31 protein-coding genes and 1 other RNA gene are annotated in these 24,731 nt (G+C 67.7%); 7 read left to right on the top strand and 25 right to left on the bottom strand.

What is annotated here, in order from left to right:
* Positions 1-484: transposase (locus RM590_RS33840; RefSeq protein ID WP_311708631.1), on the top strand; the 484-nt coding region annotated here is incomplete at its 5' end.
* A gap of 6 nt (positions 485-490) precedes the next feature.
* On the opposite strand, the gene repSA is transcribed toward RM590_RS33840, so the two are convergent.
* Both repSA and RM590_RS33830 read right to left on the bottom strand, forming a co-directional pair.
* Complete coding sequence (gene repSA, locus RM590_RS33835) at positions 491-1,825, bottom strand: replication initiator protein RepSA (protein ID WP_311708630.1); 1,335 nt, start codon at positions 1,823-1,825, stop codon at positions 491-493.
* On the bottom strand, positions 1,818-2,471 hold the full coding sequence (locus RM590_RS33830) for a DNA cytosine methyltransferase (protein WP_311708629.1): 654 nt from the start codon (positions 2,469-2,471) through the stop codon (positions 1,818-1,820). The genes repSA and RM590_RS33830 overlap by 8 nt, the downstream gene beginning before the upstream one ends.
* Positions 2,472-2,807: 336 nt before the next feature.
* Here RM590_RS33830 and RM590_RS33825 point away from each other — a divergent pair, with 336 nt between their 5' ends.
* On the top strand, positions 2,808-3,962 hold the full coding sequence (locus RM590_RS33825) for a lipid II:glycine glycyltransferase FemX (protein WP_311708635.1): 1,155 nt from the start codon (positions 2,808-2,810) through the stop codon (positions 3,960-3,962).
* Positions 3,963-3,978: 16 nt separating this feature from the next.
* Here the strand turns inward: RM590_RS33825 and RM590_RS33820 are convergent, their stop codons facing one another.
* From RM590_RS33820 to RM590_RS36125, 5 genes are all read right to left on the bottom strand, one after another.
* Entirely contained in the window at positions 3,979-5,340 is a 1,362-nt protein-coding gene (locus RM590_RS33820) for a UDP-N-acetylmuramoyl-tripeptide--D-alanyl-D-alanine ligase (protein ID WP_311708628.1), read from the bottom strand.
* 152 nt (positions 5,341-5,492) lie between these two features.
* On the bottom strand, positions 5,493-6,116 hold the full coding sequence (vanX, locus tag RM590_RS33815; protein WP_311708627.1) for a D-Ala-D-Ala dipeptidase VanX: 624 nt from the start codon (positions 6,114-6,116) through the stop codon (positions 5,493-5,495).
* Complete coding sequence (gene vanA / locus RM590_RS33810) at positions 6,109-7,176, bottom strand: D-alanine--(R)-lactate ligase (RefSeq protein WP_311708626.1); 1,068 nt, start codon at positions 7,174-7,176, stop codon at positions 6,109-6,111. Before vanA ends, vanX begins: the two co-directional genes overlap by 8 nt.
* Positions 7,169-8,155 carry a D-isomer specific 2-hydroxyacid dehydrogenase family protein gene (locus tag RM590_RS33805; protein ID WP_311708625.1) on the bottom strand — a complete coding sequence of 329 codons (987 nt, stop codon included), beginning with the start codon at positions 8,153-8,155 and terminating at the stop codon, positions 7,169-7,171. Before RM590_RS33805 ends, vanA begins: the two co-directional genes overlap by 8 nt.
* A gap of 4 nt (positions 8,156-8,159) precedes the next feature.
* Positions 8,160-8,450: a hypothetical protein gene (locus RM590_RS36125; protein WP_394814030.1), complete on the bottom strand. Its 291-nt coding sequence runs from the start codon at positions 8,448-8,450 to the stop codon at positions 8,160-8,162.
* Positions 8,451-8,717: 267 nt separating this feature from the next.
* Here RM590_RS36125 and RM590_RS33795 point away from each other — a divergent pair, with 267 nt between their 5' ends.
* From RM590_RS33795 to RM590_RS33785, 3 genes are all read left to right on the top strand, one after another.
* Positions 8,718-8,876 carry a hypothetical protein gene (locus tag RM590_RS33795; protein ID WP_311708624.1) on the top strand — a complete coding sequence of 53 codons (159 nt, stop codon included), beginning with the start codon at positions 8,718-8,720 and terminating at the stop codon, positions 8,874-8,876.
* Positions 8,877-8,967: 91 nt separating this feature from the next.
* Positions 8,968-9,099 (top strand): hypothetical protein, encoded by a 132-nt coding sequence (locus RM590_RS33790; RefSeq protein ID WP_311708623.1) that lies wholly within the window; start codon positions 8,968-8,970, stop codon positions 9,097-9,099.
* A gap of 61 nt (positions 9,100-9,160) precedes the next feature.
* Positions 9,161-9,424, top strand: coding sequence for a hypothetical protein (locus RM590_RS33785; protein ID WP_311708622.1), 264 nt, complete (start codon positions 9,161-9,163; stop codon positions 9,422-9,424).
* A gap of 15 nt (positions 9,425-9,439) precedes the next feature.
* On the opposite strand, the gene RM590_RS33780 is transcribed toward RM590_RS33785, so the two are convergent.
* From RM590_RS33780 to RM590_RS33695, 18 genes are all read right to left on the bottom strand, one after another.
* The gene (locus tag RM590_RS33780) at positions 9,440-10,531 is read right to left on the bottom strand and encodes a sensor histidine kinase (RefSeq protein WP_311708621.1); all 1,092 of its coding nucleotides are present in this window, start codon (positions 10,529-10,531) and stop codon (positions 9,440-9,442) included.
* Positions 10,532-10,559: 28 nt separating this feature from the next.
* A complete protein-coding gene (vanR-Sc, locus tag RM590_RS33775) occupies positions 10,560-11,219 on the bottom strand; it encodes a VanSc-type vancomycin resistance response regulator transcription factor VanR (RefSeq protein ID WP_311708620.1) in 660 nt (219 codons plus the stop codon).
* Positions 11,220-11,500: 281 nt separating this feature from the next.
* Positions 11,501-11,998 (bottom strand): hypothetical protein, encoded by a 498-nt coding sequence (locus RM590_RS33770; RefSeq protein WP_311708619.1) that lies wholly within the window; start codon positions 11,996-11,998, stop codon positions 11,501-11,503.
* Positions 11,999-12,014: 16 nt separating this feature from the next.
* On the bottom strand, positions 12,015-14,156 hold the full coding sequence (locus RM590_RS33765; RefSeq protein WP_311708618.1) for a site-specific integrase: 2,142 nt from the start codon (positions 14,154-14,156) through the stop codon (positions 12,015-12,017).
* Positions 14,153-15,910, bottom strand: a complete 1,758-nt coding sequence (locus tag RM590_RS33760; RefSeq protein ID WP_311708617.1) for a hypothetical protein — start codon at positions 15,908-15,910, stop codon at positions 14,153-14,155. Before RM590_RS33760 ends, RM590_RS33765 begins: the two co-directional genes overlap by 4 nt.
* Positions 15,910-17,370, bottom strand: coding sequence for a site-specific integrase (locus tag RM590_RS33755; protein ID WP_311708616.1), 1,461 nt, complete (start codon positions 17,368-17,370; stop codon positions 15,910-15,912). The genes RM590_RS33760 and RM590_RS33755 overlap by 1 nt, the downstream gene beginning before the upstream one ends.
* Positions 17,371-17,524: 154 nt before the next feature.
* On the bottom strand, positions 17,525-17,704 hold the full coding sequence (locus tag RM590_RS33750) for a hypothetical protein (protein WP_311708615.1): 180 nt from the start codon (positions 17,702-17,704) through the stop codon (positions 17,525-17,527).
* Positions 17,704-17,886: a hypothetical protein gene (locus RM590_RS33745; protein WP_394814029.1), complete on the bottom strand. Its 183-nt coding sequence runs from the start codon at positions 17,884-17,886 to the stop codon at positions 17,704-17,706. Before RM590_RS33745 ends, RM590_RS33750 begins: the two co-directional genes overlap by 1 nt.
* 88 nt (positions 17,887-17,974) lie before the next feature.
* Positions 17,975-18,229 carry a hypothetical protein gene (locus tag RM590_RS33740; RefSeq protein WP_311708614.1) on the bottom strand — a complete coding sequence of 85 codons (255 nt, stop codon included), beginning with the start codon at positions 18,227-18,229 and terminating at the stop codon, positions 17,975-17,977.
* 2 nt (positions 18,230-18,231) lie between these two features.
* Positions 18,232-18,606 carry a SpdD protein gene (locus tag RM590_RS33735; protein ID WP_311708613.1) on the bottom strand — a complete coding sequence of 125 codons (375 nt, stop codon included), beginning with the start codon at positions 18,604-18,606 and terminating at the stop codon, positions 18,232-18,234.
* 23 nt (positions 18,607-18,629) lie between these two features.
* Positions 18,630-18,818, bottom strand: a complete 189-nt coding sequence (locus RM590_RS33730) for a mobile element transfer protein (protein ID WP_311708612.1) — start codon at positions 18,816-18,818, stop codon at positions 18,630-18,632.
* Between the two features lie 15 nt (positions 18,819-18,833).
* A complete protein-coding gene (locus RM590_RS33725; RefSeq protein ID WP_311708611.1) occupies positions 18,834-19,517 on the bottom strand; it encodes a DUF2637 domain-containing protein in 684 nt (227 codons plus the stop codon).
* A gap of 25 nt (positions 19,518-19,542) precedes the next feature.
* Positions 19,543-19,609, bottom strand: an RNA gene (locus RM590_RS33720) — hammerhead ribozyme type II.
* Positions 19,608-19,787, bottom strand: a complete 180-nt coding sequence (locus tag RM590_RS33715; protein WP_311708610.1) for a hypothetical protein — start codon at positions 19,785-19,787, stop codon at positions 19,608-19,610. Before RM590_RS33715 ends, RM590_RS33720 begins: the two co-directional genes overlap by 2 nt.
* A complete protein-coding gene (locus RM590_RS33710) occupies positions 19,787-20,014 on the bottom strand; it encodes a hypothetical protein (RefSeq protein WP_311708609.1) in 228 nt (75 codons plus the stop codon). The genes RM590_RS33715 and RM590_RS33710 overlap by 1 nt, the downstream gene beginning before the upstream one ends.
* A gap of 155 nt (positions 20,015-20,169) precedes the next feature.
* A complete protein-coding gene (locus tag RM590_RS33705; RefSeq protein ID WP_311708608.1) occupies positions 20,170-21,480 on the bottom strand; it encodes an FtsK/SpoIIIE domain-containing protein in 1,311 nt (436 codons plus the stop codon).
* A 49-nt stretch (positions 21,481-21,529) separates the two neighbouring features.
* Positions 21,530-21,841: a hypothetical protein gene (locus RM590_RS33700; protein ID WP_311708607.1), complete on the bottom strand. Its 312-nt coding sequence runs from the start codon at positions 21,839-21,841 to the stop codon at positions 21,530-21,532.
* Positions 21,842-21,866: 25 nt separating this feature from the next.
* A complete protein-coding gene (locus RM590_RS33695) occupies positions 21,867-22,196 on the bottom strand; it encodes an SCO3933 family regulatory protein (protein WP_311708606.1) in 330 nt (109 codons plus the stop codon).
* A 151-nt stretch (positions 22,197-22,347) separates the two neighbouring features.
* Between RM590_RS33695 and RM590_RS33690 the strand changes: the two genes are divergently transcribed.
* A complete protein-coding gene (locus RM590_RS33690) occupies positions 22,348-22,665 on the top strand; it encodes a putative quinol monooxygenase (protein ID WP_311708605.1) in 318 nt (105 codons plus the stop codon).
* Positions 22,662-23,903, top strand: coding sequence for a helix-turn-helix domain-containing protein (locus tag RM590_RS33685; RefSeq protein WP_311708604.1), 1,242 nt, complete (start codon positions 22,662-22,664; stop codon positions 23,901-23,903). The genes RM590_RS33690 and RM590_RS33685 overlap by 4 nt, the downstream gene beginning before the upstream one ends.
* Positions 23,904-24,731 lie beyond the last annotated feature (828 nt).

The following is a 24,731-nucleotide window of genomic DNA, read 5'->3' as shown; positions in this document are numbered from 1 at the left end:
GCGTCATCAGCGGTGCTGGGTCCACAAGGCCCGAAATGTGACGAACGCCCTGCCGAAGTCCGCGCAGCCCGGCGCGACGAAGGCGATGCAGGAGATCTACAACGCCGAGGACCGCGCCCACGCCGAGAAGGCGATCGAGGCCTTCACGAAGACCTACGGCGCGAAGTGGCCCAAGGCCGTCGCGAAGATCACCGACGACGCCGAGGAACTGCTGGCGTTCTACGACTTCCCGGCCGAGCATTGGATCCATCTCAGGACGACAAACCCGATCGAGTCGACCTTCAGCTCGGTGAAACTCCGGACGAAGGTCACTCGCGGCGCGGGCAGCCCGGCCGCCGCGCTGGCAATGGTGTTCAAGCTCGTCGAGTCCGCCCAGGAACGCTGGCGAGCGGTCACCGCACCCCACCTCGTCGCCCTCGTCCGCGCAGGCGCGAAGTTCGAGAACGGAATCCTCGTCGAACGCGAGGAAGCTCACGCAGCCTGAACTACCTCATGATCCACAGGTATTGACAATTGCTCTGGTGGCGGCGAGCCAGGATTCGCCGGGGCTGTGGCCGGAGCCGGCGTATTGCCAGTCGGCGAGGATGAGCACGGTTTCCTGGTCTTCGGGGAGGCCGAGGAGTTGGCGTTGTTCGGTGGCGCGGTAGTCGGCGCGTGCTTGGCGGAGGGCGCCGAGGGTGGTGGAGTAGCGGCGGGATTTGGTGGAGAAGTGGCCGCGGAAGCCGAGCATGTGGGCCCAGGCCCACAGCCGCCGTTCCGGGTAGGCGCGGTCGAGGTCACGGCAGGCCCGGATGAGTCGCCGGGTGTGATCAGGAATGTCGTGGCGGTCGAGTTCGGCGAGTTCGCCAATGCGGCGGTCGAGGGTGCCGGTGGTTTCTGCGGCTTTGGTGGCGTACTTGGCGACGTAGGAGGCCACGGCCTGTTCGGTCAGCTCCTCACCGGCGCCCAGAGCCTTGATGGGGCGGATGTCGAGCTGTTCCCCGAAGCGCAGGGTGCGGGCGGGTTGGCCGCCGGTGCGGGGGGTGGTCACGGTGGTGTAGTGGTGGATGGCTGCGGCTTTCACGGCGTCGGTGAGGAGGGTGTGGGTGGCCCAGGCGGGCGGAGGGTCATCAGCGCCGGCGGGTCCGTCGATGCGGATGACGGCGTGGAAGTGGACGGCGCCGCGGCGCTGGAATTCGGCGACCTTGCCGTAGGAGATGCGGCAGACCTCTTTCAGCTCTCGCTGTGACAGTCCGGCGCGGGCGGCTACTTCGCGGCGCAGGCGGTTGGTGTAGCGGCGCCACAGGTCGCCGGCGTGGTTGTTGAACAGCACGGCCGCCGGGTAGTCGTAGGTGTCCGGATCCAGCGGTGTGCCGAGCTGGGGGGAGTCTTCGGGGTGTGTGGTGCCGCAGCGGCAGGGCCGGTTGCCGGGCCGGTTGTGGACCGGGCCGAAGGAGGGCGCGGTGAAGGTGGCGAAGACCCGGGGGTGGTCCCGCACGGTGGCGGGGACGCCCTTGGTGTCGTCTCCGGCAAGGCCGGCGCGGATCAGGTGGTAGGTGTCGCCGGCGTAGGTGTAGGCGCAGGCCGGGCAGCGGGAAGCGCGGCGGTTGCCGCAGGCGATCCGCAGCCTGCCGCCCGGCTCGGTGGCGGTGCTGTACTCGTGGAGGATCTCGCCCGTGGCGAGGTCTTTGGTGCGGGTCCAGCCGCTCAGGTGCAGGGGGCTGGCGCAGCCGCCGGTGCGGCGGATCTGTTCTTTCCAGCGGTCGAAGCCGGGATCCCCGGTCACCCTCAGCGCGTCGGCGAGGGTGACCGGGTCCGGGACCGCCAGGGTGGCGGTGTCAGGCACAGGCCGTCTCCTGCCGCACGGGGTGCTGGGCGAGGAATTCCCGGGCGATGTGGCGGGTGTAGGCGGGCGGGATGGCTTCCCGCAGGCCCTCGCGGGTAGCCCAGGGCATTTCCATGACCTCGCGGGCAAGGGGAACGTTGGAGAAGTTGCCGACGATGTGCATGAACTCGCCCTCACGCACGGGCCGCCCCATCTTGGCGTTGGGCGCCAGGTGCCTGGGGTGGTGCGGCACCCCCACGGGGAATGAGGTCTCGAACCGGCGATGACGGTAGGTGCGCCGCCCGAACATGGAGCCGCACAGTTCCACCGGGGCCAGCAGCGGGGCGCCAGGCACGTTCTCGATCACGTAGGGACGGCCGGTGGCCACGAGCAGGGCCCGCAGGGGTTCGATCACGTCGGGGTGTTCCCTGCCCCGGATCTGCTGGGCCTTGGTGTAGCGCTGGCACGGCGGAGAAGCGTGGATCAGGTCGAATTCCCCGCCGAAGGCTTCCAGGAACTCCAGGGCATCAGCCTGGAAGAACAGGTAGGGGTAGCGGGGCTGCGGGGCCAGATCAACGCCGGTCACCTCGAATCCGGCATCGTGGTAGCCCTTGGCGGCGCCGCCCGGTCCGTTGTGACGGCAGGCGCTGTGTCCCACACAGGTCATGTCGCTTTACGCGAGGGTCGAGAGTCCCTGTTGTGTCGCGTTGCAGCGAAGCATGTTGTCTCTTTGTCCTGCGCGACTGCGTGACTGAGATCACGTCTGCGTGGGGGTGCTACGTCAGCTGGAACGATAGGTGAAGGTGTGGGTTCTGGCACAGGGGCCTTCCGTGTAGGGGGCGTTGGGGCTATCAGTGGTGCGGATGGCCAGGGAACGTTCACGTTGCCGCTGACGGTGAGCAGCACTATCTGTGACAGGCGCGGAGCGCCTGAGCGGCGCATATCTTCGGCGTATCGAAAAGCGGATACGCGCCGGCAACACAGGGCCGACTTGACTGGCGTCATGTCCTACCGCGAACCAGCACCCCTGTCCCTCCCTGTGACGCTGACCGTCGCGCCGATCAGCGACGCCGAACACCTGGCCTTCGTGCGGGCGCGGCGGTCGGTGAACTTTGTGCAGACCCCGGCGTGGGGGCGGGTGAAGACGGAGTGGCGCAGTGAGTCGCTCGGATGGTTCGACGGCGGACGGCTTGTGGGGGCGGGGCTTGTCCTTCACCGGCCGGTACCGGGGCTGTCGCGGTTCACGCTCGCGTATCTGCCGTGGGGTCCTGACATCGACTGGTCCGGGGACATCGGTGCGTGGCTCGACCCGCTGGCGGCATATCTCAAGGCCCGCGGCGCGTTCGCGATCCGGCTGTGCCCGCCGGTGCGGACGCACACCTGGGATGCGGCGCAGGTCAAGGACGGCGTGGCCGATCCGGGGGTGCGGCGGCTCACCAGACTGCCCGACGGGCACGTCGATCCGATCGGTGCCGAGGTGAGCCGACGGCTCCGGGCGGCCGGCTGGCTGCCGCAGAGCCCTGAGGACGGGTTCGGGGCCGGCCAGCCGCAGTTCACGTACGAGGTGCCGCTGGCGGGAAGGTCCGAGGACGACGTCCTGAAGGGCATGAACCAGCAGTGGCGCCGCAACATCAAGAAGGCCGCGAAGACGGGGGTCGAGGTCACGGTCGGTGCCGAGTCGGACCTCGCGGCGTTCCACGAGCTGTACGTGCACACCGCCGCGCGCGACGGATTCACGCCGCGGCCGCCAGCGTACTTCGAGACAATGTTCGCGGAGTTGAGCGCCGAGGATCCCGGGCGGATCGCGCTCTATCTGGCGTGCCACGAGGGCGAGTTGGTGGCCGCCACGATCCTGGTGCGGGTCGGCGCGCACGCCTGGTACGTGTACGGCGCCTCGTCGAGGGCCAAGCGTGAGGTGCGGGGTTCCAACGCGTGCCAGTGGGCGATGATCCGTGACGCCTTGGCGGCGGGCTGCGATGTGTACGACCTGCGGGGCATCACGCCGACGCTCGACGCCGCTGATCCGCAGGTGGGCCTGATCCGGTTCAAGGTCGGCACCGGGGGGCGGGCGGTGCGGTACGTCGGGGAGTGGGATCTGCCGCTGCGACCGCTGGTCTACCGCGCGTTCGACCTGTACATGCGGCGGCGCGGGCGCTGAGCCCCGCGCTGCGCGGTTACCCGAGTGCGGCGGCCACCTCGTCGAGGCGGGCGCCGCGCGACGCCTTCACAAGGACGATGTCGCCGCCGGTTAGGATCTCGCGCAGCCAGTCGACGGCCGCTCGGTTGTCGGTGAACGCGATCGCCCGCTCCCCTGCGGCGTCGGCGACGGGACGGGCGGTTCCGCCGACGACGGCCACCAGGTCGGCGCGCGCGGCTGCGTATTCGCCCACCGCTCGGTGTTCGGCCTCGCTGTCGGCGCCGAGTTCGAGCATCGCGCCGAGTACGGCGATACGGCGGCGGCCTGCGATGGCTGCGAGCGTGTCCAGGGCGGCTCGGGTGGAGTCGGGGTTGGCGTTGTAGGAGTCGTTGAGCAGGGTCGCGCCGCAGGCCAGGGTGCGGAGCTCCATGCGCCACCTGGACAGTGAGGCGGTGCTGAGGGCCACCGCCGAGGTGACCAGGGGGATGCCGGCCGCGAGTCCCGCCGCGGCGGCGGCCGCCGCGTTGAGTGCCTGGTGGGCGCCCACGAGCGGCAGCGTGACACGGGCCGAGGCGCCGGAGGTGCGTAGCGTGAAGGTCGCCCGGCCCAGGCGGTCGAGGACCAGGTCCTGGATACGCACGTCGGCGTGTTCGGCGCGGCCGAAGGTCAGGACCGGCCCGTCGGTCAGCGCGCGCATCGCGACGACGCGGGGGTCGTCGGCGTTGAGGATGGCGGTGCCGCCGGGTGCGAGGCCGCGCACGAGTTCGCCCTTGGTCCGTGCAATGGCCGCGCGCGAGCCGAACTCCCCGATGTGGGCCTGGCCGACGTTGAGCACGACCGCGATGTCGGGTGCGACCAGGCCGGTGAGGTGGGCTATGTCGCCGAGGTGGCGGGCGCCCATTTCGAGGGCGAGGAAGCGGGTGTGCGCGTCGGCGCGCAGCATGGTTAGGGGCACGCCGAGTTCGTTGTTGTACGAACCGTGTGTGGCTACGGTCGGCCCGGCGCCCGAAAGGACCACGGACAGCAGGTCCTTGGTGCTGGTCTTGCCCTGCGAGCCCGTCACCGCGACGACGGTCAGCCGCTCGCGCAGCCGGGCCACGCCGTGGGCGGCGAGTGTCTGCAGTGCGGCCGGTACGTCGTCGACGACGACGGTGGGGAGCGGTGTCGGCCGCGAGCCGAGCACGGCGGTCGCACGGGTGCGGCTGGCGTAGTCGTGGCCGTCGACGCGCTCACCGGCCATGGCGACGAAGAGACCGCCCGGTTCGCCGTGCCGGCTGTCGAGTACGGCCGGCGCACTCACTGTGACGGTCGCGTCACCTGTGACCCGGCCGCCGACGAGCGCGGCGATCTCGGAGAGGGAGAGGGGGAGCGGGGCGAGGGATGGCTGGCTCTGCGTCATGGCTCCAGTGAAGGCGGCGGGGTGTTGCCGGCGCGTATGCGGTTTTCGATACGCCGGCGATACGTGGTGGGCTCTGGTGGGGGCTCGCCCTCGCCGCTCGGCGTCCGGGTACGGGCCGAGGCTCCGGCCGGACCGCCGGAGCCTCGCCGTATTCATCCCAGAATCACCTGTGTGATGGGAAAGTCGAAATAGGTGTCCGGGTAGGGCTCGTCCTTGACCGTGTAATGCCACCATTCGCAGGCGTAGGAGCTGAATCCGCTGTTCTCCATGATGGAGCGAAGGCGCCTGCGGTTGTCCGCCTCGGCCCGCGAGATTCCTTCCGCTCCGTGGTGCGAGACCGAGTCCATCAGATCGTGGTCGCCACCCATGGCGGCGAGGTCGCCGCTTTCCAGGTGGTACAGCGTCAGGTCGACGGTACTGCCGCGGGTGTGGCCCGACTTGGCGGCCACATATCCGTTCTCGAACATCTCGGGCCGGTCGATCTTGGGGTAGTGGCGGTGCTTGGTGCGGCCGTCCTCCGGCTGCTTGGACCAGCGCAGGAAAGAGTCCACGGCGCGTTGCGGGCGGTAGCCGTCCCAGAGGAGCAGGCCGAATCCGCGCGCGGCCGCCTCTTCTCGTGCGGTCTGCAATGCCGCGCACAGGGCCCTGGTGCCGACGATGCGATTGGCCAGGTATCCGTCGACCGGCTTTCCGGTGAAGTTGTCCCAGGTGGCGTACTTGGCGTCCCAGCGGACCCCAGGCATGTACTCGTCTATGAAGACGAAGTCGTTACGCATCGGCCGGCTCCGTCGGGGTCAGGGGCCGGTGCAGTGTCCCGGTCACCAGGCGGTCGATCACTTCTGACAGCGGAACCCCGGCGGCGGCCATCATCCTCGGATAGCGGCTGTACGAGGTCATGCCGGGGAAGGTGTTGACCTCGTTGAGGACGACCTGTCCGTCGTCCTTGAGGAACAGGTCCACGCGGGCGAGTCCGCTGCAGCCCAGGGCGCGGTAGACGGCCTTTGCCGTTTCCTGGACGCGTGCCCGGGATTCAGCCGGAATGTCGGCGGGGACGATCGGCGTCGAATTGTCGGAGCCGGTCTCGGGTTCGTCCTCCTGGTGGACCCGGAAGAATCCGTGGGACAGGGCGATGCGGTCGACTTCTCCCGCGGTCAGGTCCGTTCCGCAGCCCAGGATGGCGCAGCCGACCTCGCTGCCGACGACCGTCTCCTCGACCAGGACTTTCGTGTCGTACCGCCGGGCGACGTCCAGCGCGGCCGGCAGTTCTTCCGCATTCGCCACCTTGCTGACCCCGAAGGACGATCCCGAGCGGGCCGGCTTCACGAAGACGGGATAGGTGAGCCGGTCAGCGTCGATGTCCTCGCCTGCCGCGACCGTCCAGAAATTCGGCGTGGCGATTCCGGCGCTGGCAGCGACGACATAGGCGAGGGACTTGTCCATGCCCAGCGCGGAACTCTGGACGTCGCAGCCCACGTACGGGATTCCGGACAGCTCGAGCAGGCCCTGGATCGCGCCGTCCTCCCCGAGCTTGCCGTGCAGGACGGGCACCACGACATCCAGGCCGATCGTCTCGTACTTCCCCTGATCGAGGACGAGCAGTCCGCGCACGCCGCGGTCTGGGGACAGCGCGGCGGGCCGGTATGCGCCGCTCTCCCAGTCCGCGGCGGGGCCCTCGCAGAGTTTCCAGGCGCCGTTGCGCGTGATCCCGATGAAGTACGGCTCGTACGTGTCCGGGTCGAGGTTCCGCGCGATCTCCTGCGCGGACTTGATGGAGATGGGGTGTTCCTCCGAGCAGCCTCCGAAGAGGATTCCGACCTGAAGCTTGGCCTTAGGCATGCTGATTCCTGCTTTCGAATTCCAGGCAGTTGGTGATCGAGTTCTCGACCGTGTCGCTCAGGGCGCGGTCCGTGTAATACGCGGTGTGCGGACTGATGAACGCGTTCGGCATTTCCTGCAGCCGCAGCAGTGGCTTGCTGTCGATGGGCGCGTTCCGTCGGTCGGTGTAGAACACGCCTTCCTCGCCCTCGACGACGTCGAGGGCGACACCACCCAGGCGTCCGTCCTCCAGTGCCGCGACCAGCGCGGTCGTGTCGATGAGGGCACCGCGCCCGGTGTTGACCACGAACGCGCCGGGTTTCATCCGCTGGATGCGCTCACGGTCGAGAAGGTGGTGTGTCTCGGCGTTGAGCGGCGCATGGAGCGTGACGACGTCGCTCGACCTCAGCAATTCATCGAGCGACACCTCGTCGCCGGGGTCGCCGGATTCACCGGCACGATTTCCGTACGCCAATATCCGGCATCCGAATGCGCGGAGCCTTTCCATGACGGCCGTGCCGATGCGCCCCGTCCCGACCACGCCGACGGTCAGGTCGCGCAGCTCTTTCCCTCGTACGTCGTGCAGCCGGTAGTCGTGCACATCCGCGCGGCGGACGGTGGACTTGGCGTGGCGCACCGCCATCAGCAGCATCATCACCGTGTAGTCGGCGACGCTGTCGGGGGAATAGCAGACGTTCCCGACGGAAATGTCGATGCGGCCCGCATAATCCACGTCGATGTGGTCGTACCCGATGCTTCTTGTGGAGATGTAGGAGACGCCGACTCGGCTCAGCGCACGAAGTGTCGCCGGGGTGATCCGGGTCTTGTGTCCGACGCTGATGCACCGGTTTCCGGATGCCAGATGGGCGGTCTCCTCCGACACCGCGGATTCTGTGATCGTCAGCGTCACTCCGAATCGGGGCGCCAGCTCACGGAACCGTGCGGCTTCGTCCCGCCCGCATCCGAAAGCGGTGATTCCCACTGGTTCGCTGTAGGTCATGCCTCTATTCAAGGAAACAGGGTGTTGCCGGCGCGTATGCAGTTTTCGATACGCCGCTGATACGTTGTCGGCCCGCTTTGCCGGCCCGCGCGGTGTTCGCCCAGCAGGCCACCAGCCGGTCGCGGTGGCTGTTCGCGGTGAACGGCGCCACCCCGGCGGGCCGGTCCAGGTCGGCGGCCGTCCAGGCACGGCCGTCGAGCAGGGCTAGGCACATGGCGGCGCTGGTGCGATCCGTCAGCAGGGCACCCAAGGAGGCTAGATCGGGTTCTTCGGCGAAGGTGTCGGTGCTGGTCACCCGGCCATAGTCGGCGGGCGACGCTTCGACGCCGGCCGAAGGGCCTTGACCTCAGCGTCCTGGCCTATGACGGACGAAACCACCGTGCGATCCGGCCGAGAGCATCCTGTACTTCGGCATGCTCGTGGTCCTGTTGACCACCGAGAACGACGACGAAACCGCCAACACCGCCCCGATCTCCTCCGCTTGGGTTCTGGGCCAGAACGTGGTCCTTGGCCTCGGCGTTGCGAGCCGGACGCCGCGCAACCTCGCCGTACGCCCGAGCTGGTGCTCAACGTCGCCGTGCCGGACCTCTGGGAACAGGTGGAGCGCCGCGTCCCGCTCACCGGGGTCGACCCGGGGCCGGAGAGTAGGCGCGTGGTGTACCGGCACGAACCCGACAAGTTCGCGCCGCAGGCTTCATCCCCTCCGACGTCGATCTCGTGACCCCGCCACGCGTCACTGAGTACGTCCTACAGCTGGAGGCGCGCGCCTGCGCCCTCGTCGGGTGCGGAGGGCGGTTGCTTCAGTGTCGAGTGTGAGACGCCGCGCGTCCATGCCGCCCCCCGGGGTCTGGAACCCGCTGATTGACAACTTCCGCCGCTACCACGGCCTCTCCGCCGAGGTCGGACACGGCGTCCTGTCGGAGATCGCCGCTCGGACCGCGTGAGGTCGCCGAGGCACCGACCAGCGGCTGCGGTTTCGACTGGTCGCTGACGCCGGACGTCGCCATGGACCAGGTCGAGGGACGCCGGGGCGACGAGCGGCGTCCTGAAGGCCGGAACGGCGTACGTCAGCCACGGCATGGACAGCCCGCGCAACTGGCGGAGCGGCTGGCCGGAGCACGCCTCTCGGGATCGCGCTCGTTGCCCGGCTTCGACCAGGATCTGCTGGGCCGGGCCTGCTTCTACAAGAATGCTCACGATGCCGCGCAGCACGCGTGGGACATCCGGCAGATCCTGGCGTACGTCGACACGGCCGCACCACCCGCATAGTCGGCGGGGCGCATATCACGACCGCGGGGACGTGCGTGCGGGCAGTTCCACCGTGATGCGCAGGCCGCCGGTGTCGCGCGGGGTGAGGGTGAGGGTGCCGTCGTGTGCGCGAGTGATGGATGTGACGATGGCCAAGCCGAGGCCGACGCCCGTCTGGTTGGCGTGGATGCGCTCGGTGCCCCTCTGGAATGGTTCGGTGAGCGTCGAGACCAGGTGTGGAGGCAGTTTCTCGCCGGTGTTTTCGACCGTGAGTATCACGGTGCCGGAGTGGACGCCGGTAGTGACCCACACCCTGCCCTGTTCAGACAGATTGTGGACGATCGCGTTGTGCACGAGGTTCATGGTCAGTTGCAGCAGGAGCGCCGGCGATCCGCTCGCGGGGGTGATGTCGCCGCGGGTCTCGATGGTGACGCCGTTCTTTTCCGCGAGGGAGAGCAGCGTTTCGGTGGCTTCTTCCGCCATGAGGGACAGGTCGACCTGTTCCCGGGTGAAGGATCGCTGGTCGGCTCGGCTGAGCAAGAGCAACGCTTCAGTGAGGTCGATCGCTCGGGTATTGACAGCTTGGAGGCGGTCGAGGACTTCGCCGGTGTCGTGTGATGGATCGGTGCGGGCCACGTCGAGGAGTGACTTCGAGATGGCCAGCGGGGTGCGTAGTTCGTGCGAGGCGTTTGCCGCGAATCTCTGCTGCTCGGCGACGTGTGCTTCAAGCCGTGCGAGCATCGCGTCGAAGGCGTCGGCAAGTTCGCGGAACTCGTCCTGGCGGCCCGGCATCTGGATACGGTGCGAGAGCGATCCCGTAGCGGCCGTGCGGGTGGCGTTGGTGATGCGAGCCAGGGGGGCGAGCATACGACCGGCGAGGATCCATCCTCCCAGGAGACCGAACACGAGGAGGAACACCATTATTGCGGCTGCCGTTGGCGCGAAACCCTGCACGAAGTCGATGACCGGGTTTCTTTTCCATGCCCCCTGTTCGTTGGTTTGCAACCACCCCTGTTGCAGGAGGAACACTCCTGCGGCGGCGAGCGCCAAGGCACCGGCGAGCATGAGGAATCCGGCGTAGCTGAGGGTGAGCTTGAGGCGGACACTCAATCCAGGCGCTCTATCCATGGTTCTCTTCCCCGGCTCCGTCCTGCGGCTATGCATCGATTCGGTAGCCGACGCCGGAGACCGTGGCGATGATCCACGGCTCACCGAGACGCTTGCGCAGTGCTGAGACGGTGATTCGGACAGCATTGGTGAACGGATCGGCGTTCTCATCCCACGCGCGCTCCAGAAGTTCCTCGGCGCTGACGACACCGCCCTCGGCGGCGATGAGGACCTCGAGTACGGCGAACTGCTTGCGCGTCAGCGCGACGTAGCGGCCGTCCCGGTAGACCTCGCGTCGGAACGGATCCAGCCGCAGCCCTGCGATCTCACGGACCGGAGGCCGGCTGTGGGCACGCCTGCGGTCGAGTGCCCGGAGCCTGAGGACGAGTTCCTGCAGTTCGAACGGTTTCGTGAGGTAGTCGTCGGCGCCGAGTTCGAAGCCGGATGCCTTGTCGTCGAGGCGGTCGGCCGCGGTCAGCATGAGGATCGGCATGCCGCTGCCCGAGGCGACGATGCGTTTGGCGATCTCGTCACCGGAAGGGCCGGGGATGTCGCGGTCGAGGACGGCGATGTCGTATCTGTTGATGCTCAGCATTTCCAGGGCGATGTCGCCGTCGCCCGCGAGGTCGGCCGCGATGGCTTCCAGGCGCAGGCCATCGCGGATGGCTTCCGCCATATAGGGTTCGTCCTCGACGATCAGCACACGCATGCTCTCGATGTTACGAGCGGGCACATATCGTCCGCGTATCAAAAACCGCATACGCGTCGACAACACCGTGCCACCGTCTATTCAGTGCATCGCGACCGCCTTCAACGAGCATCCCGGGAAGGCATTCGGGGCCGTGACCTGCATGAACACCACGATCTGCCCATCGACGGGCCTTCGATCAACGTCACCCTTGAGGGGGCCGTTGGTGCGGACGGCGAGGGAACACGGCAGGCTACACCGACGGGCTCCCTCGCCGTGTCCGGACCCGTCCTAGATGTGGCTCAGCTGCACGATCCGTACGGGGCCGTCCCGGGGCGGGCGGCGGGCAGACGGCGGACGTTGCCGAGGGCTACGGCCTGTTCCCGTAGACGCACGATCTCGTCGTGCTGTGCGGCCAGGCGCGAGACGGCGAGTTCCTTGAACGTGGTGAGCTCGGCAATGGTCTCGTCCCGCTGAGCCAGGCGTTCCTTGAACTCGGCGACCTGGGCCTTGAGCCTTTCGATCTGCGCGATCCGCGGGTCGACGACCTCTCCGGCCTCCTGCAGAGCACGAAGGCGCCGCTCGAACTCTTCGGCGAGGTGCTGGTAGGGGCCCGGGCGGGTGGTGCCGTCACGGTTCTTCTTCGGATAGAACGCGGTGCGGGTCACACCGGCTTCGGCGGCCAGTGTCTTCAAGTCGCAGCTGCCGCCGGGCGGGAAGTCGCCCTTCAGGAGCCGATCCATCGCGGCTCGGACGGCCTCCTCGTTGCGGGCGCGGGTCTCTGCGCTGATTCGAGCCATTAAGTGGGGTTTCTCCTTACGCGGCAGCGGCGTCGATCGAGGCCAGGACCTTCACGTCCCGATCCAAGTCAGCCTGCAATCGGGCCTTTTCGGTCTTGTGGTTGCGGCCGATCGACCCGATGAAGACCTGCTTGGTCCGCACGCTCTCGGCCCACACCGGGCGGTGGCAGGGATGGTGAGTGGCCTGCGGGCAGCGGGCGGAATCGCACATGCCCGCCAGCGGCTTCGTCGCGTTCGGGGTGCCGGCCAGCTTCAGGCACAACGCCTTGGAGGGGTCGATGAACCAGCAGTAGTTCGCCACGCCCAGGTGCAGGACGTCGGCGATCTCGGCGAGGAGGGCTCTGACCTCCTGGTCGCTGCCGACGACCGTGGGGTCCTTGGCGGCGGCGCGGGCCAGCTTCCCGTCGACGCTGGCGAAGAAGCTGATCAGATCGCGGGCGCCGGGACCTGACGGCATCTCGCCTTGCTGATAGCGTCGGTATTCGGTCAGCACGAGGTCCTTGTTACGCTCCGCCTCCTCGGCGTTGACCTCCGCGAGGAACTTGGCCTGGGCCCCGCCCGGACGGGCCGCATATCCTTCCGTGGTCACCACGGACAAGTGCTTGAGCTGCACCTTTGCGGCCAACAGACCACCGGGACGGTAGGCGATCTCCAAGGCGAGTGTGCGCCTGAGCATCCTCGTCGTCAGTTGCCCTTCCGGGATCGGAGCCAGCCCCAGGACCTGTCCTGCGGGACCGTTGACCCACTGGCGGAACAGCGTGAAGCGGTTGTTGTCGAGTGGCGAGGTGAGCAGGGGGTCACCGATCTCGGCGTCCGGGCCCAGGAGTTGCTCGGCAACCTCGGCTGCCTGGTACGCCTCCCAGATCACGACCCACTCATCGGGAACGCCGCCGAGCGGTTTGCCCTTGATGACCCGGCTCGCCAGCTTGTACCTCCTCAGCCCCGGGCCGGACTCGATGGGGGGAACGCGGCATCCGACGTTCATCTCACGTAGTTCGCTCTGGCGCATGCCGGAAAGCGCCACGATGACCACGTGCGCGGCGGTTTTCACCACGCCGGTGAGTGCCCGTAGGCCGCGCTCGGACAGCGGCCCCGACCAGGGCACCTCTCCATGGCCGTCGGCTCGCTCCACCATGCTGGCGTCGCGGCAGAAGGGTTCCTCGATTCCAACGGCAGCTACCGCCGCTTCCAGCATGTCGCGCACCAACGACAGCTCGGAAGGGAGGATTTCCCTCTGACCGGCTTCTGCGGCGAGCGCGTAGAGGTTGACCTGACTCAACGGGTCGTCGTGGCTGATCCACTTCCGGGCCTTGGCCCAGTTGACGTTCCGGTCGAAGGGGCGCTGCTCTTCGACATGGCGGCGAATGACCGCCCCGAGTTCGTCCAGATCGATACGTGTTGCGGGCAGCGTTGCCCGATGGGCGACATAGCGCCGCTTGGCGCCAAGTTCACGGAGCAGGGGCGGGGCCAGGGTCTGGACGAGGTAGAGGGCTGCACTCAGGAGCGGCTGGAACGTCGGATCCGCGACCGGCGGCGTCTTGTTCGCGTTGCCGCTGGGCTTGCTGGTGGCCTGTCCCGGGAACGGCCGTAGCCCGGGGTGGTAGCGGTCGGTGCTGAACAACTCGCCGTAGCGGGCCAGCCCGATGATCGTCAGCTCGACCGCTCTGCGGACGCTGGGGCGATCATGTGTCTTCTTGCCGTTAGGGCGGTGGGTGGCGCGGTACTGGGCGAAGGACTTGCAGTGGTGTTCGGTGACCTCGCCGAGTTCGGTGACCCCCTGGGCGGTCAGCCAGTTCAACCACCGGACCAGTTCCAGCAGCTCAGCGTAGAGGCCGTTGACGACACGGACCGTCCGGTTGGCGTACGGCAGCGTCCGGACCGCCTCGTGCCCGGGGGCCATCTGGGCGGCGATGTACTCCTTGGCGACCGTCTTCCACCGCGCATTGATGATCCCCGAGAAGTCCAGGCGCCGTGCGCACTTCGCCACGTAGGCGGGAATCCCAATGACCTGGGTGAACACCCACACGTCGTCCTCGAAGACCGAGCGGGCCGCCCCGATGGGCAGGACGAAGCCAGCCAGGCCGCAGATGTCCGCCCCGGCGAAGGGCGACGGTGCGGCTCCGTGCAGCGGTGCCTCGGTCAGGGATGTGGTGCTCACAGGGTGCTCTCCTCGGGCAGGAGCGGTATCTCGGCGTCGGTGTCGGTGACCTGAGCGGCAGCCGCGGCGAGCTGCGTGGGGTCGTACTTGATCAGGACGTCCTCGATGCGCTGGGCGTAGTGGCCGAAGACGGCCATGAACTGCGCGGCGGGCATCTGCTGCCACTGCCTGGCGAAGAACGCCTTCATGCGCAGGAGGTTCGCCGCGTGGCGCGGTGTGAACAGGGCGAGTGGACACAGCAGGCACACCCAGGGGCGGGCCGGGCACGGCTGTCCCTTCGGGCCGTGCACGCCGGCGGTCGGATCGGCGCAGGACGCCACGAACACATCGCGCTGGCCACCCACGAGTTCAGCGATCGCCCGATCGTCCAACTCAAGTTCGCTGACCAGCTGCGGGAACTGACGGGCCAGGTCGGCGACCTGCTCGTCCGACAGCACCATGGGCGGTTGACCCCTGCGGAGCAGATCGCCTTGGGCCTGCTCGACGATGTCTTCCAGCGCGTTCTGCTGGGCCTCGGTCATGGAGGACAGGTAGTGGTCGCCTTCCACTCCCGGGGTGTGGTTGGGGTCGATCGTCGAGCGCCGGCTACCGATCCAGGAAGAGCGGTCCCGGTGTGACTCGAACGTCGTGCGGATCCGGTGACGGTGCACTGTCACCGGTGCCCCGTTGGCGTCGATCACTCCCGAATTCCGGGACCAGTCGACGACGGTGGACTTGTAGGGGCGCCCGTACCGCCACGGCCCGAGGCCCTCCTCGCCTGTGCGACGCGAGGTGTAGGCGAGCCACAGCCATAGCCCGTTGCGCAGCTGCGGTGGGCAGTGTGACCTCGCCAGTTCGGCATACTCGAGCCACCGTTCCAGCAGCCGTACCGCCTTGCCTGGCAGCGTGATGCTCTCCTCGGACGTACGGCCCTTGATGTATCGGACCAGGACGGTGCTGTCGCCGGCCCAGTCAAGTCCGTCGATGCCCAGATCGGCGATGCCGTCCGGCACGATGCCGCTGTACACGCCGAACAGCACTTGGTAGGCGATGACGACACGGGGGCTGGGGAAGAGCGTTTCGCGTGCTTCCACGAAGAAGCGCTGACGGTCACGGCCGATCCGAAAGCGCATCTGCTCGTGCGACAATCCGGCGCGTTCACCCAACTCCCGTGTCGTCACCGGGCCGTGGTGCACCATCAACCAGAAGATGTTCTCTCTGGTCCAGCCGTGCACGTAGGGGTCCTGGCCGGCCTCTGCCGTTGCTCTGGCCGCTCGGTACGCAGCCCATGACTCCTTGGCTATCGTTCGGGCTGCACGAGTCAGCCCTGCCCAGGCAACTTCGTCGTAGGGCGGCAGCGGTTCACTGTTCGGGTGCCGGTTGTAAAGACGCCCTTGGACAAGCTCCCGGACATCTGACGCCAGCACGGGAGTCTCGGCGTCCAGGGCGGCGAGCATGCGGCGGCTCTCCGACTCCCGTCGATTTCCCGCCTCCCACCACAGGGCTGCGAGTCCCGTGCGGGTCAGCTCGGCCGCTCCGCCCCGATGACCGCGCTTCGCCAGTTCGCCGACGAACCAGTCGATGGTCCCCTTGTACTTCTCCGCGGTCCGGTGTGAATCACCCGGGCCGTGTGGGTGCATGAGGTAGACCAGGCCCGTCAGCAACTCGCGGACCAGCACGGGGTTCATCGAGTCGTCGACGTTCAAGGTCGACGTGGTGCCGCGGGTGAACGTGCAGAACAGGCGCAGAGGGTTCTCCAGGATCTCCGCGGGCATCAGATATCGTCCTCGTCAAAGTTGTCGAACTCGGCATCGGCCTCGCGTTCGGCCTCGGCGAGCAGACCGTGGTCGTGGCCCGCACGCTCGTATGCCTCGCGGTAGATCCGGGTGGTGTCCAGGCGCCGGAGGTACACCTCCGTGGTGAGAGTGCTGGTATGACCGAGGAGGTCACGCAGGATCATCACCGGGTCGTTCTTGCGCAGGTAGAGCGCCAGGGCCGCGTCCGCGTCGGTGTCCCTGACGAGCTTCGCGACCTGGGCGTAATAGCCGCCGATCAGCATTTCGAGGGTCCTGATCGCGAACGTATGACGACATCGGTGCGGGGCCGTGTGCGGGAAACGCGGATCGAATCGATCCCTGATCCGCTCCGAGGTCCGCTTGAAGACCGTCGGCCAGTCGCGAAACGGACTCCCGTCACTCTGCACGGCCAGCAGCAGCGAGCCGCCGTCCGGCCGGACCAGACACCGGCGTTCCGGAGGCGTCAACTCGGCCCACAGCACGCGCTCGCCATCGACCCGGCCACCGACCTCGTCTGCCTCGGTCGCCACCAGAGGCGAACCCCATTTGGCCGGCGGTATCCATGACGAGCGAGTCACCGCCACGGCACGCTGCAGCCGCAAGTACTGGTGCAGCCGGGCGAGTGGGTCGTATGTCGTCCACGTGGTGCGGAACTTCCGACCCTTCGTGACTCCGGCCGGAACCGGCACCCAGATCGGCAGCGCGGTCCGGCGGGGCGGCAACGGCGGAACCTCGCACTCCAACATGTACGTGAACTCCTGGCGCCGCAGCCCGCTGGACAATACGTAGCCGCCCACCGCCGAGTTGCGTGCCGTCGTCCGGCCCCGGTAGAGAGCGTCCTCGGTGCCGTCCGGGCGCAGACCGCCCAGCCCCTTCAGGAACGTGTCCTCGAAGCCCTTCTCGAAGTACTTGATCGTCACGTGGGGCTTCGGCGTCCGCCGTTTGGAGAGGTTCACCGACTGCAGGCGCACCTGGTCGCCGTACGCCGTGACGGCCTGCTTGTAGGTGAACGGCACCGCGGTTGTGAGTTCTTCGTCCTCGGCCCACCCGTAGAACAGGGACAGGATGCTCATGTGCTGGTTCCAGGTGGATGCTGCGAACCGTTCCTTCAGTGGGCCGCACGCGCGGTGTACGGCGTAGGCGCTCAGACCGCGTCTCAACTCGCGTCGACTGTCAAAGAGCTGGATGCCCCGGCTGGCCAAGAAGAGCGTCCAGTCCCGCACAACCCGAACGTAGGTTTCCCAGGAATTCGGGGCCGGGCAGCCCTTCGCCGGGAGTTCCTGGGCCCACCGGTTGATCACGGTCGTGACGCGAGGACCGGCCGAGTCCTCGAAGAGGAGGTCGTCATCAAGCAGGATCGGCATCCGGTCCGGGATGACCGGTTGGCTCGATAGCCCCCAGGACTCCCAGGTGGCAGAGGAGAAGAACGTCATCAGCATGGCGGGGAACGTACCTATGCGACTCAAGTGGCTGCAAAGCGCAAACGCACAGGTCGCGAGGGCACGAGACGGCAATGAGACGCTGCAGTTCTGCTCACAGAATGGCAGCAGAACAAGTCCAGCACCCGCAGCCCGTTCCGGGGCACCGTGGCGTTCACTGCTGCACCTCCCCGGCGGCGGGCTGGGGGTGGGTCTCAAGCCAGGACTCCGCGCAGACCTTGTGGACGGGCTTGCCTCGGTCCGAGCGCAGCGGGGTGGGCTTGTGGCAGAGGACGCAGGGCTTGTCGCCGGAGTGGTCGAAGTGCTTGGCGTCGCGCCAGTTGAGCAGGGCCATCAGGCCACCACCGAGGACGCCGGCGCCGTGGTGCGGGCACTGGTGGCGTGGTTGGGGCAGGTGGTGGTGATGGTCTCGCGCGAGCCGTCCGGCAGTCGGCGGCCGGTGGTGATCGCGACGACGGGAAAGCCACCGCAGTGCCGGCATTCCTGCGTGTGGGCATGGGTGTGCTGGGGCATCATGGTCTCTCCTCACGGATCGTTTGGTTCGTGCAGGGCGAGGCCCACCGGGCGGCGGATACTTGGCGGTAGACAGCCGCCCGGGGGCCGGTCAGCGCTTGCGGCGGTTGCGTCCGCGTGCGCGGGGAATCGGGGGGATCGAGTCGTAGGCGTCCTGGCCCTGTTGGAAGGCGGACCAGTCCGCTTCGGCGATGCCGTGCTCACGCTCCACGGTCCGGATGATGCGGTTCATCTGCCGGCGGTCACGGTGGCGCCGGGCAATCGCATAGTCGCGGCCCAGCTCGACCAACTTCGGATCGGCAGGCGCGCTGCTGTCCCCGGTCTTCTTGCGGCTGAAGAACCCCATCGTCAGGGCCTCCTCTTGCGCCGGTCGGGCTTGGCCGAGTCGTTGGCCATGGACTTCAGCGACATGGCGACCATGGCCATGGCGACGGCCACCAGCGCCAGGGAGCCCGCGACGATGGCCACCGCCAGGAGCAGCGAGGTCAGGACCACGCCGATCGTGATCGTGAGGAACACCCCGCCGATCACGACGACAAGGACGCCGCCGGTGGAGATGTGAATCTGGGGCCGCTGGCCGGCCGGGACCGGGGCGGGATCATGGGTGCAGCCGCAGACCTGCCCGGACAGCACCGGCGCCGGCAGATGCGAGACGTGCGGGTCTCCCAGTCCGGGCACGGTCAGGTGGTCGAGGTAGTGAGGGGTCGGGTTGTGGTGGTGCATGGTTGTTTCCTCCCTTCCGGGGGTCAGGTGGGGTTGCAGCGGTGGGCGGTCGAGGCCAGTTCGGCCGCTTCTTCGGTGGTGTAGTGGGCGGACCAGCCGCAGCCGTCGCGCGTGCAGGCGGCGAGGTAGCCGTTGCGGCGGGTACGCCGGTCGGTGTTCGGCGCGACTTCCACCGGGCCGATACGGCGACGGCGCCAGGTCTTGAAGACCATGCGGTTCACCTCCTCTCAGGCAGTCAGGTGGGTGGCCAGGGCAGCGGCCATCGGGGCGGGAAGCCCCAGGCGCGCGGCCAAGGTGGCGGGGTCGATCGGCTTGCCCGTGCTGGACTCGTGGGCAGCGGCGAGCTTCTTCGCGTGGTCGATCAGGGCCGGGGGCACGTTCACCGCCGGCGGGGCAGGAGGCGCGGAAGGTGCTTCCTCGGCGGGCGCGGTGGGCAGCGAGGGCACCGGCTCGGGTGCCGTGGCGACGGTCGGCTCGGGCCGGTCGAGGGTGATCACCGGCGCCGGATCCTCGCGGGCAGCCTCGGGGGCCGGTTCCCGCTTCCGGGGAGGCGCCTTGTGGGCCAGGAGGGTGCCGCCGAAGAACGCCACGGCCGGCCAGCCGGCGACCAGAACGTTCAACCAGGTGGGCACGTCGTTCAGGTCGAGCACGCCGGCGGTTGCGATGTTGGCACCCAGCGAGGCCGCGAGAGCGGTCAGGAACCAGAACCATCCGGCCGCTTTCGCCCTGCCCTCACGCAGGCACCGCCAAGCGGCCACCAACAGCAGATCGACCGAGACCGGATAGGCCCAGGACTTCCAGCCGTGCTGTCCGGCCGCTTCGGCAAGGTCATGAATGTGTGCGAAGGACAGCGCGCCCGCGATGACCGCCTGGATCAACACCGCGTCGATACGCCCCAGGGTCCGTTTCACCGCCCTGCCTCCTTTCCGGATATCGCTTGGCCTGTCTCATCGGCACGGGGAGGCCATTCCGCCGTGGACACCCCCGAAGGGGTGTTTCGACTATTCGCTGGAGGCGAGGCCCGAGCCCATGCAGGCCAGGCAGATACCGGACTGCTGTCCCACGACACGGCGCTTCCGGCCGACGCGGACGGTCACCGGAACCTCGCCCTTGCCCTCGCAGGCCGAGCATTTCGCCGGGGTGGGCGCCTTCTTGCGCCCGGTGTTCTTCCGGGCCGCCATTACCCCCGCCCCCACTTCTTCCGCTTGGGCTGAGCCGTGTTCGCGGCGGCGTTTCCCGACGCCTGCTGATACGCGGCCCGATAGAACGGCAAGCTGCCCTGCGACGGGTTGGACGGGTCCGAGGAAATGGCATCGATCCTGGACGCCAGACCATCCGCCCGATACTGCTCCGATTCGGCGAACGCCTCATTCGGAAGCGGCTCCTTCTTTCCGAATCCAAACGCCATCAGGACACCCCCTCAATGCACGAGAAGTCCCGGCGGTTTTCCTCGCGGTTCGTCATTCACCTTTCTCTTTTCTCGAATTGCGCCTGTTTCAGGCATGGATCGGGTAGGGACGCGGCGCGATATTCCGGTCACGCCAACCGGGAAAGAACTTCGTGTCAGGCCGCTTCGGAGACCGCCGGAACGGAGGACTCGGCCAGGGAGATGCCGGCCACGGACGGGCGCCAGCGGGCCAGTTCGGGAATGTCCGGGGTGAGATCGGCGTGGGCGTTGCAGACGTTCGCCGCCGCACGCATCGAGGTCTTCGGGGTGCGGATCATCGACCAGCCGCCCGAGGAGGAGGCGACCACCGCCGCACCGGGCCGGTTGTCCGGGATCTGCATGCACGCCAGGACCGCGCCGGGGGCGATGTCGCCGAACGCCATCTTGGCCGTGCCCTCATCGTTCACCCGGTGCGAGACACGGCCCGAGAGCTGAGCCCGCAAGGTCGTGATCCCCTTGCCGAGATCGGCCCCAAAGCGCTGCCCACACAACTCCAGATAGATGCCGGCCGCCCGCCCGAGCTGAGCCAGCCGCACCAGCGCGGTGATGATCTGATCCCGGCGCTTCTCCTCCTCCTTGGAACCGGAGGAGACCAGCGACAACTCCGCAATCTCATCGATCACCACCACCACGAGAGCCGGCCGCTTCTCCTCCGGCAGCCCCCAAATATCGGCCGTGATCTCCGCGTCCGGGACATCGGCGGTGATGCGCTGCTCGGCCCGGATCACCTGATACGTCTCGGCCATCCGCCCAAGCAGCGCTTCCAGCAGCGCCAGCGCGTCATCCGGGTTGTCCACCAGCGCGGAGAACCGCCGCGCCAGCGGGGCGAGTTCCACGCCCTCCTTGCAGTCCACCCCGACCAGCGCGACGTTCGGCAGCTTGGCCAGCCCCATCACCAACCGGCGCTGATAGACGGACTTGCCGGACTGCGTGGCGCCCAGGTTCAGCGCGTGGGGTGTCTGCCGGTAGTCCCGCCAGTGGACCGAGCCGTCCTCACGAAGGGCCATCGGCACCCGCAGACCGCTGGTCGGCTTCACTCGGGGCATCTGCACCCGCCGCAGCACGTCGTAGCCGGTCATCCGCAACTCGACGACACCGGCGCGGAGTTCGCGGACGACGACCTGCTGCATGGCGAAGGAGTGCCGCAGGCGATCCGCCGCCGTGGCGAAGTCGTGCGTGTCCTGCCCCGGACGCAGCCGCACCCTGCCCACCAGACCCGTGCGGGTCACCCGCAGCCGCACCAGCCGGGGCACCCGGGGCGCCGGCGCCGGACGATGCGCCATCCTCGCCACCGTCAGCCGGAAACGCGTCGGGGCGACAACGAGTTCGCAGGCTTCCATCACCGAGCCCCACCGGACCCGCAGCCGCACAGCGGCCACCGGCCCGGAGATACCCCTCCAGTACCAGGCCGGGCGACGCCACCGCATCAACCCCAACCCACCGGCCACAAGGCCAGGAACAATCAGCGGCTCCACGTCACGCACCCCCTTCACGGGCGCGATCCGAGTCGCTGACCAGGCCGGAAGCGGCAAACGCCGTCACCTGGAAGCCTCGCCATTCGCCCCTGACGCTGAAGAACCACTCACCACTCGGCATGCGAACAGCCCGGGCGTGCTGTCCGAGACGTTCCGCAACACGCGCCACGCTGGGGAACATCACCGCCGCCGGCAAGTGACTGAACTGAACCGACAGCGCCCCCTCACCACACGTCACCGACGCCTCGGGCAGACCCTCGAAGCTCTCCAGGAACTCCGCCGCCGCCCGCAGAACGAAGATCGCGCCGGACACACGCCGGCCAACCGCCGCTCCCACGTCAACCCAACTTCGTGATCGCCATGGCGCGGAACGCGATCCCGTGCCGCTTCTGACCGTTGAACTCGTTCTCCCAGTCACGCGCCCGCAGACCCGTCACCGCCACCGGCGTACCCGGGGCCAGGTCCCCCGTGACGCCGGTCTCCGGAACACTCACCTGGTACAGGTCACCCTGACCCTCATCCGACACCAGCAGGCCCACCGTCATGAGCTTCGCGCCGGTCTCGTTGTCGATGGCCGCTTCACCCGTCTTGCGATTCGCCAGCTTCGGCGCCGGCGCCGTCGCCACAAACACCACGGCCGTGGAGAGATCAATCTTGAAAGACGCCATGCCGCGTCCCCTTCGTTCCGCAGGTAGCCACCAGTCACAGGTAGCAGGTTCACTACGACCGTACTCGCAGTTTTTCTGCGAGTCAAGTTTTTCTGTGGCTCGCAGTCGGGCAGCGAGTCTGCGAGAATGTCTGCGACTGAGAGGAGTCAAGATGAGTGAGGGTTTCGCCCTTTACGTCCGGTTCACGCTTCGCGACGAGCAAGCGGCAGCGGCCTTCGATGGCCTGTGCGTCCGGACCCTCCAAGGCATCCAGGAGGAGCCAGGAACGCTGACCTACGTCAGCCATGTACCGATCGATGAACCATTGGTGCGGGTGTTTTACGAGCTCTACGAGGACCGCGCGGCCTTCGAAGCGCACGAAGCGCAACCGCACGTCAGAAGCTTCCTGAAGGAGAGAGAGCAGTACCTTGCCGGTGTCGAGGTGACGTTCCTCGATGCCATAGGCGGGAAGGGGACGACGAGCGGATGACATCAGATGAGCAGCGCGCTTTCGGAGCCCGCGTTGCGGAGCTACGCAACGATCGCGGTCTCACTCAAAGTGAACTCGCGGCATCCATCGGCCGTACAGCAAGTTGGCTCTCTCAGGTCGAACGGGGCATCCAGCCCGTCAACCGTCTGCCAGTTCTGCGCCTGTTGGCCGATGGGCTCGGGGTACCCCTGCAAGCACTACAGGCAGACGCCCCAACCGCGCCGACTCGAACGGAGGCATCTGAGGAACTAAAGCCCAACGACCTGGACCACGCGAGGCTTGTGATCTCAGGACACCCGGCGCCTGACGTTCTACTCCAACCGCGCGACGACTTCCGTCCGGAAACATTGCGTGATCTGCGGACGGCAGTCGAAAAAGTCTGGGAATTGACGCATAGTAATCAATTCGCCCAGCTCAGCGCGACACTCGGCCCGCTCTTGCCCCGTCTCGAACGTGCTTCTCGGACCGCTTCTGAACAGCATCGCCCAGAGCTCAACGCGCTGCTAGCTCGCACCTACCAGGCGCTAGCCGCCGCATTCGTTCGACAGGATGAAGCCGATGCCGCCTGGGTAGCCGCGGACCGTGCCATTCGGGCTGCCGAACTTGCAGACAAGCCGTTGGACGCCTTGGCGAGCACCTACCGACTTGCGCAAGCATTCGTACGACTGAAGCGCCTCGACCAAGCCGAGCACGTGGCAACACGAGCGGTGGAAGCCCTCCAGAGACGCGTTGGCGACAGCGATGGCACGCCTGAGGAGTTGTCGGTCCTGGGCTCCCTCCAACTACTTCTCGCTACCGTGTATGCGCGCGCAGGAGAGCGAACGTCCTCACGGGATCAGATCGCACATGCCCGTGCCACCGCCAAGCGGCTCAACCAGGACCGCAACGACTTCAACCTTGAGTTCGGACCAACGAACGTCGAGATCCAAGCCGTCTCGACGGCGGTCGAACTTGGCGATGCTGGAGAAGCTCTGGATGTTGGTGAACACATCGACGCATCCGGACTTTCCATTGAACGCCAAGCACGGCTCTTGATGGATTTGGGCAGGGCCCATGCCCAGCGGCGCCAGTTCAGCAACTCACTAGACTGCCTTCTGAAGGCCGAAAAGATCGCTCCTGAGATGATTCGCAGTCATGTCGCTGCCAGGAATGTGATCCGCGAACTGATGCTCGTTGCCGGCCGCAAGGCGTCGCCTGAACTGCGATCCCTTGCCGAAAGGTCAGACGCGACCCCCTAGGGCACCCGCGGTACAACCTTCTCTACTTCATCAAGGCTCCCTCCCCTGGCGGGGAGGGAGGGGGTGGGGAGGGTTCTTGCGGGGGATGGTGGCGGCTGGTCTTCCAGAACCGGTCGCCTCGGGGGAGGAAGAGGGGGCGGAGGGGCCCCGGGTGCTCAGTGACTCACGACGGCGCCTGGTTCGGGGATGTCGCTGATGCGGCGGGAACCGCCGGGGGCAAGGAGGCTGGCCGCTTCCCGAGCCGGGACGGGCCCCGTGCCCTGCACGCCGTTGACCGGCGTCAATGGCTTCCTGAAAGCCACCGCTACGGATCACCCGACGGCCGGCCAAGCCGGCCATCGGGCACCGCGCCCACCGCCCGCCTCCTGTCTCCGCCCCGGCGTGCGGCGGCGCGGGCCCGTCGCACGACAACACTCCGATGATCCGCTACACGCTTTGCCCAGCCGGCCAACGCGAACCAGCAGGGAGGAATAGCCCTCCTCATGGGTACGCACCGCAACCGGCCCACCGGAAGCACCCGACAACCGCCACAAGCCCGAGCAGGACACGACGGAGACGGCAACAAGGGGACGCCGACACTCCCCAGGCGAGAACCCGGGAGAGCGGGAAGAAGGAGACGACAGGAAGGCGAGCAGGGCAAGGGTCAGAACAAGGGGGTGGCCGGGGCCGGCCGGCTCCGAGGCTTTAGGCAGCCACCTTGGGGCGAGCCTCTAAGATCGGGGCCCAGACCGGGCTATTGCGGGCAGGCGAGGAGCCAGCCCGGTTCGCGGCAAGCGTATGGGCCCCGATCTCTCGCCCCAAGGCAGCTCCCGCCCAAAGCCCCTCCAC

The organism is Streptomyces litchfieldiae, assembly GCF_031845365.1.
GTDB lineage: Bacteria > Actinomycetota > Actinomycetes > Streptomycetales > Streptomycetaceae > Streptomyces > Streptomyces litchfieldiae.
Note: the sequence above shows the minus strand (reverse complement) of the source record. Positions and strands in the feature narration are given on the sequence as shown.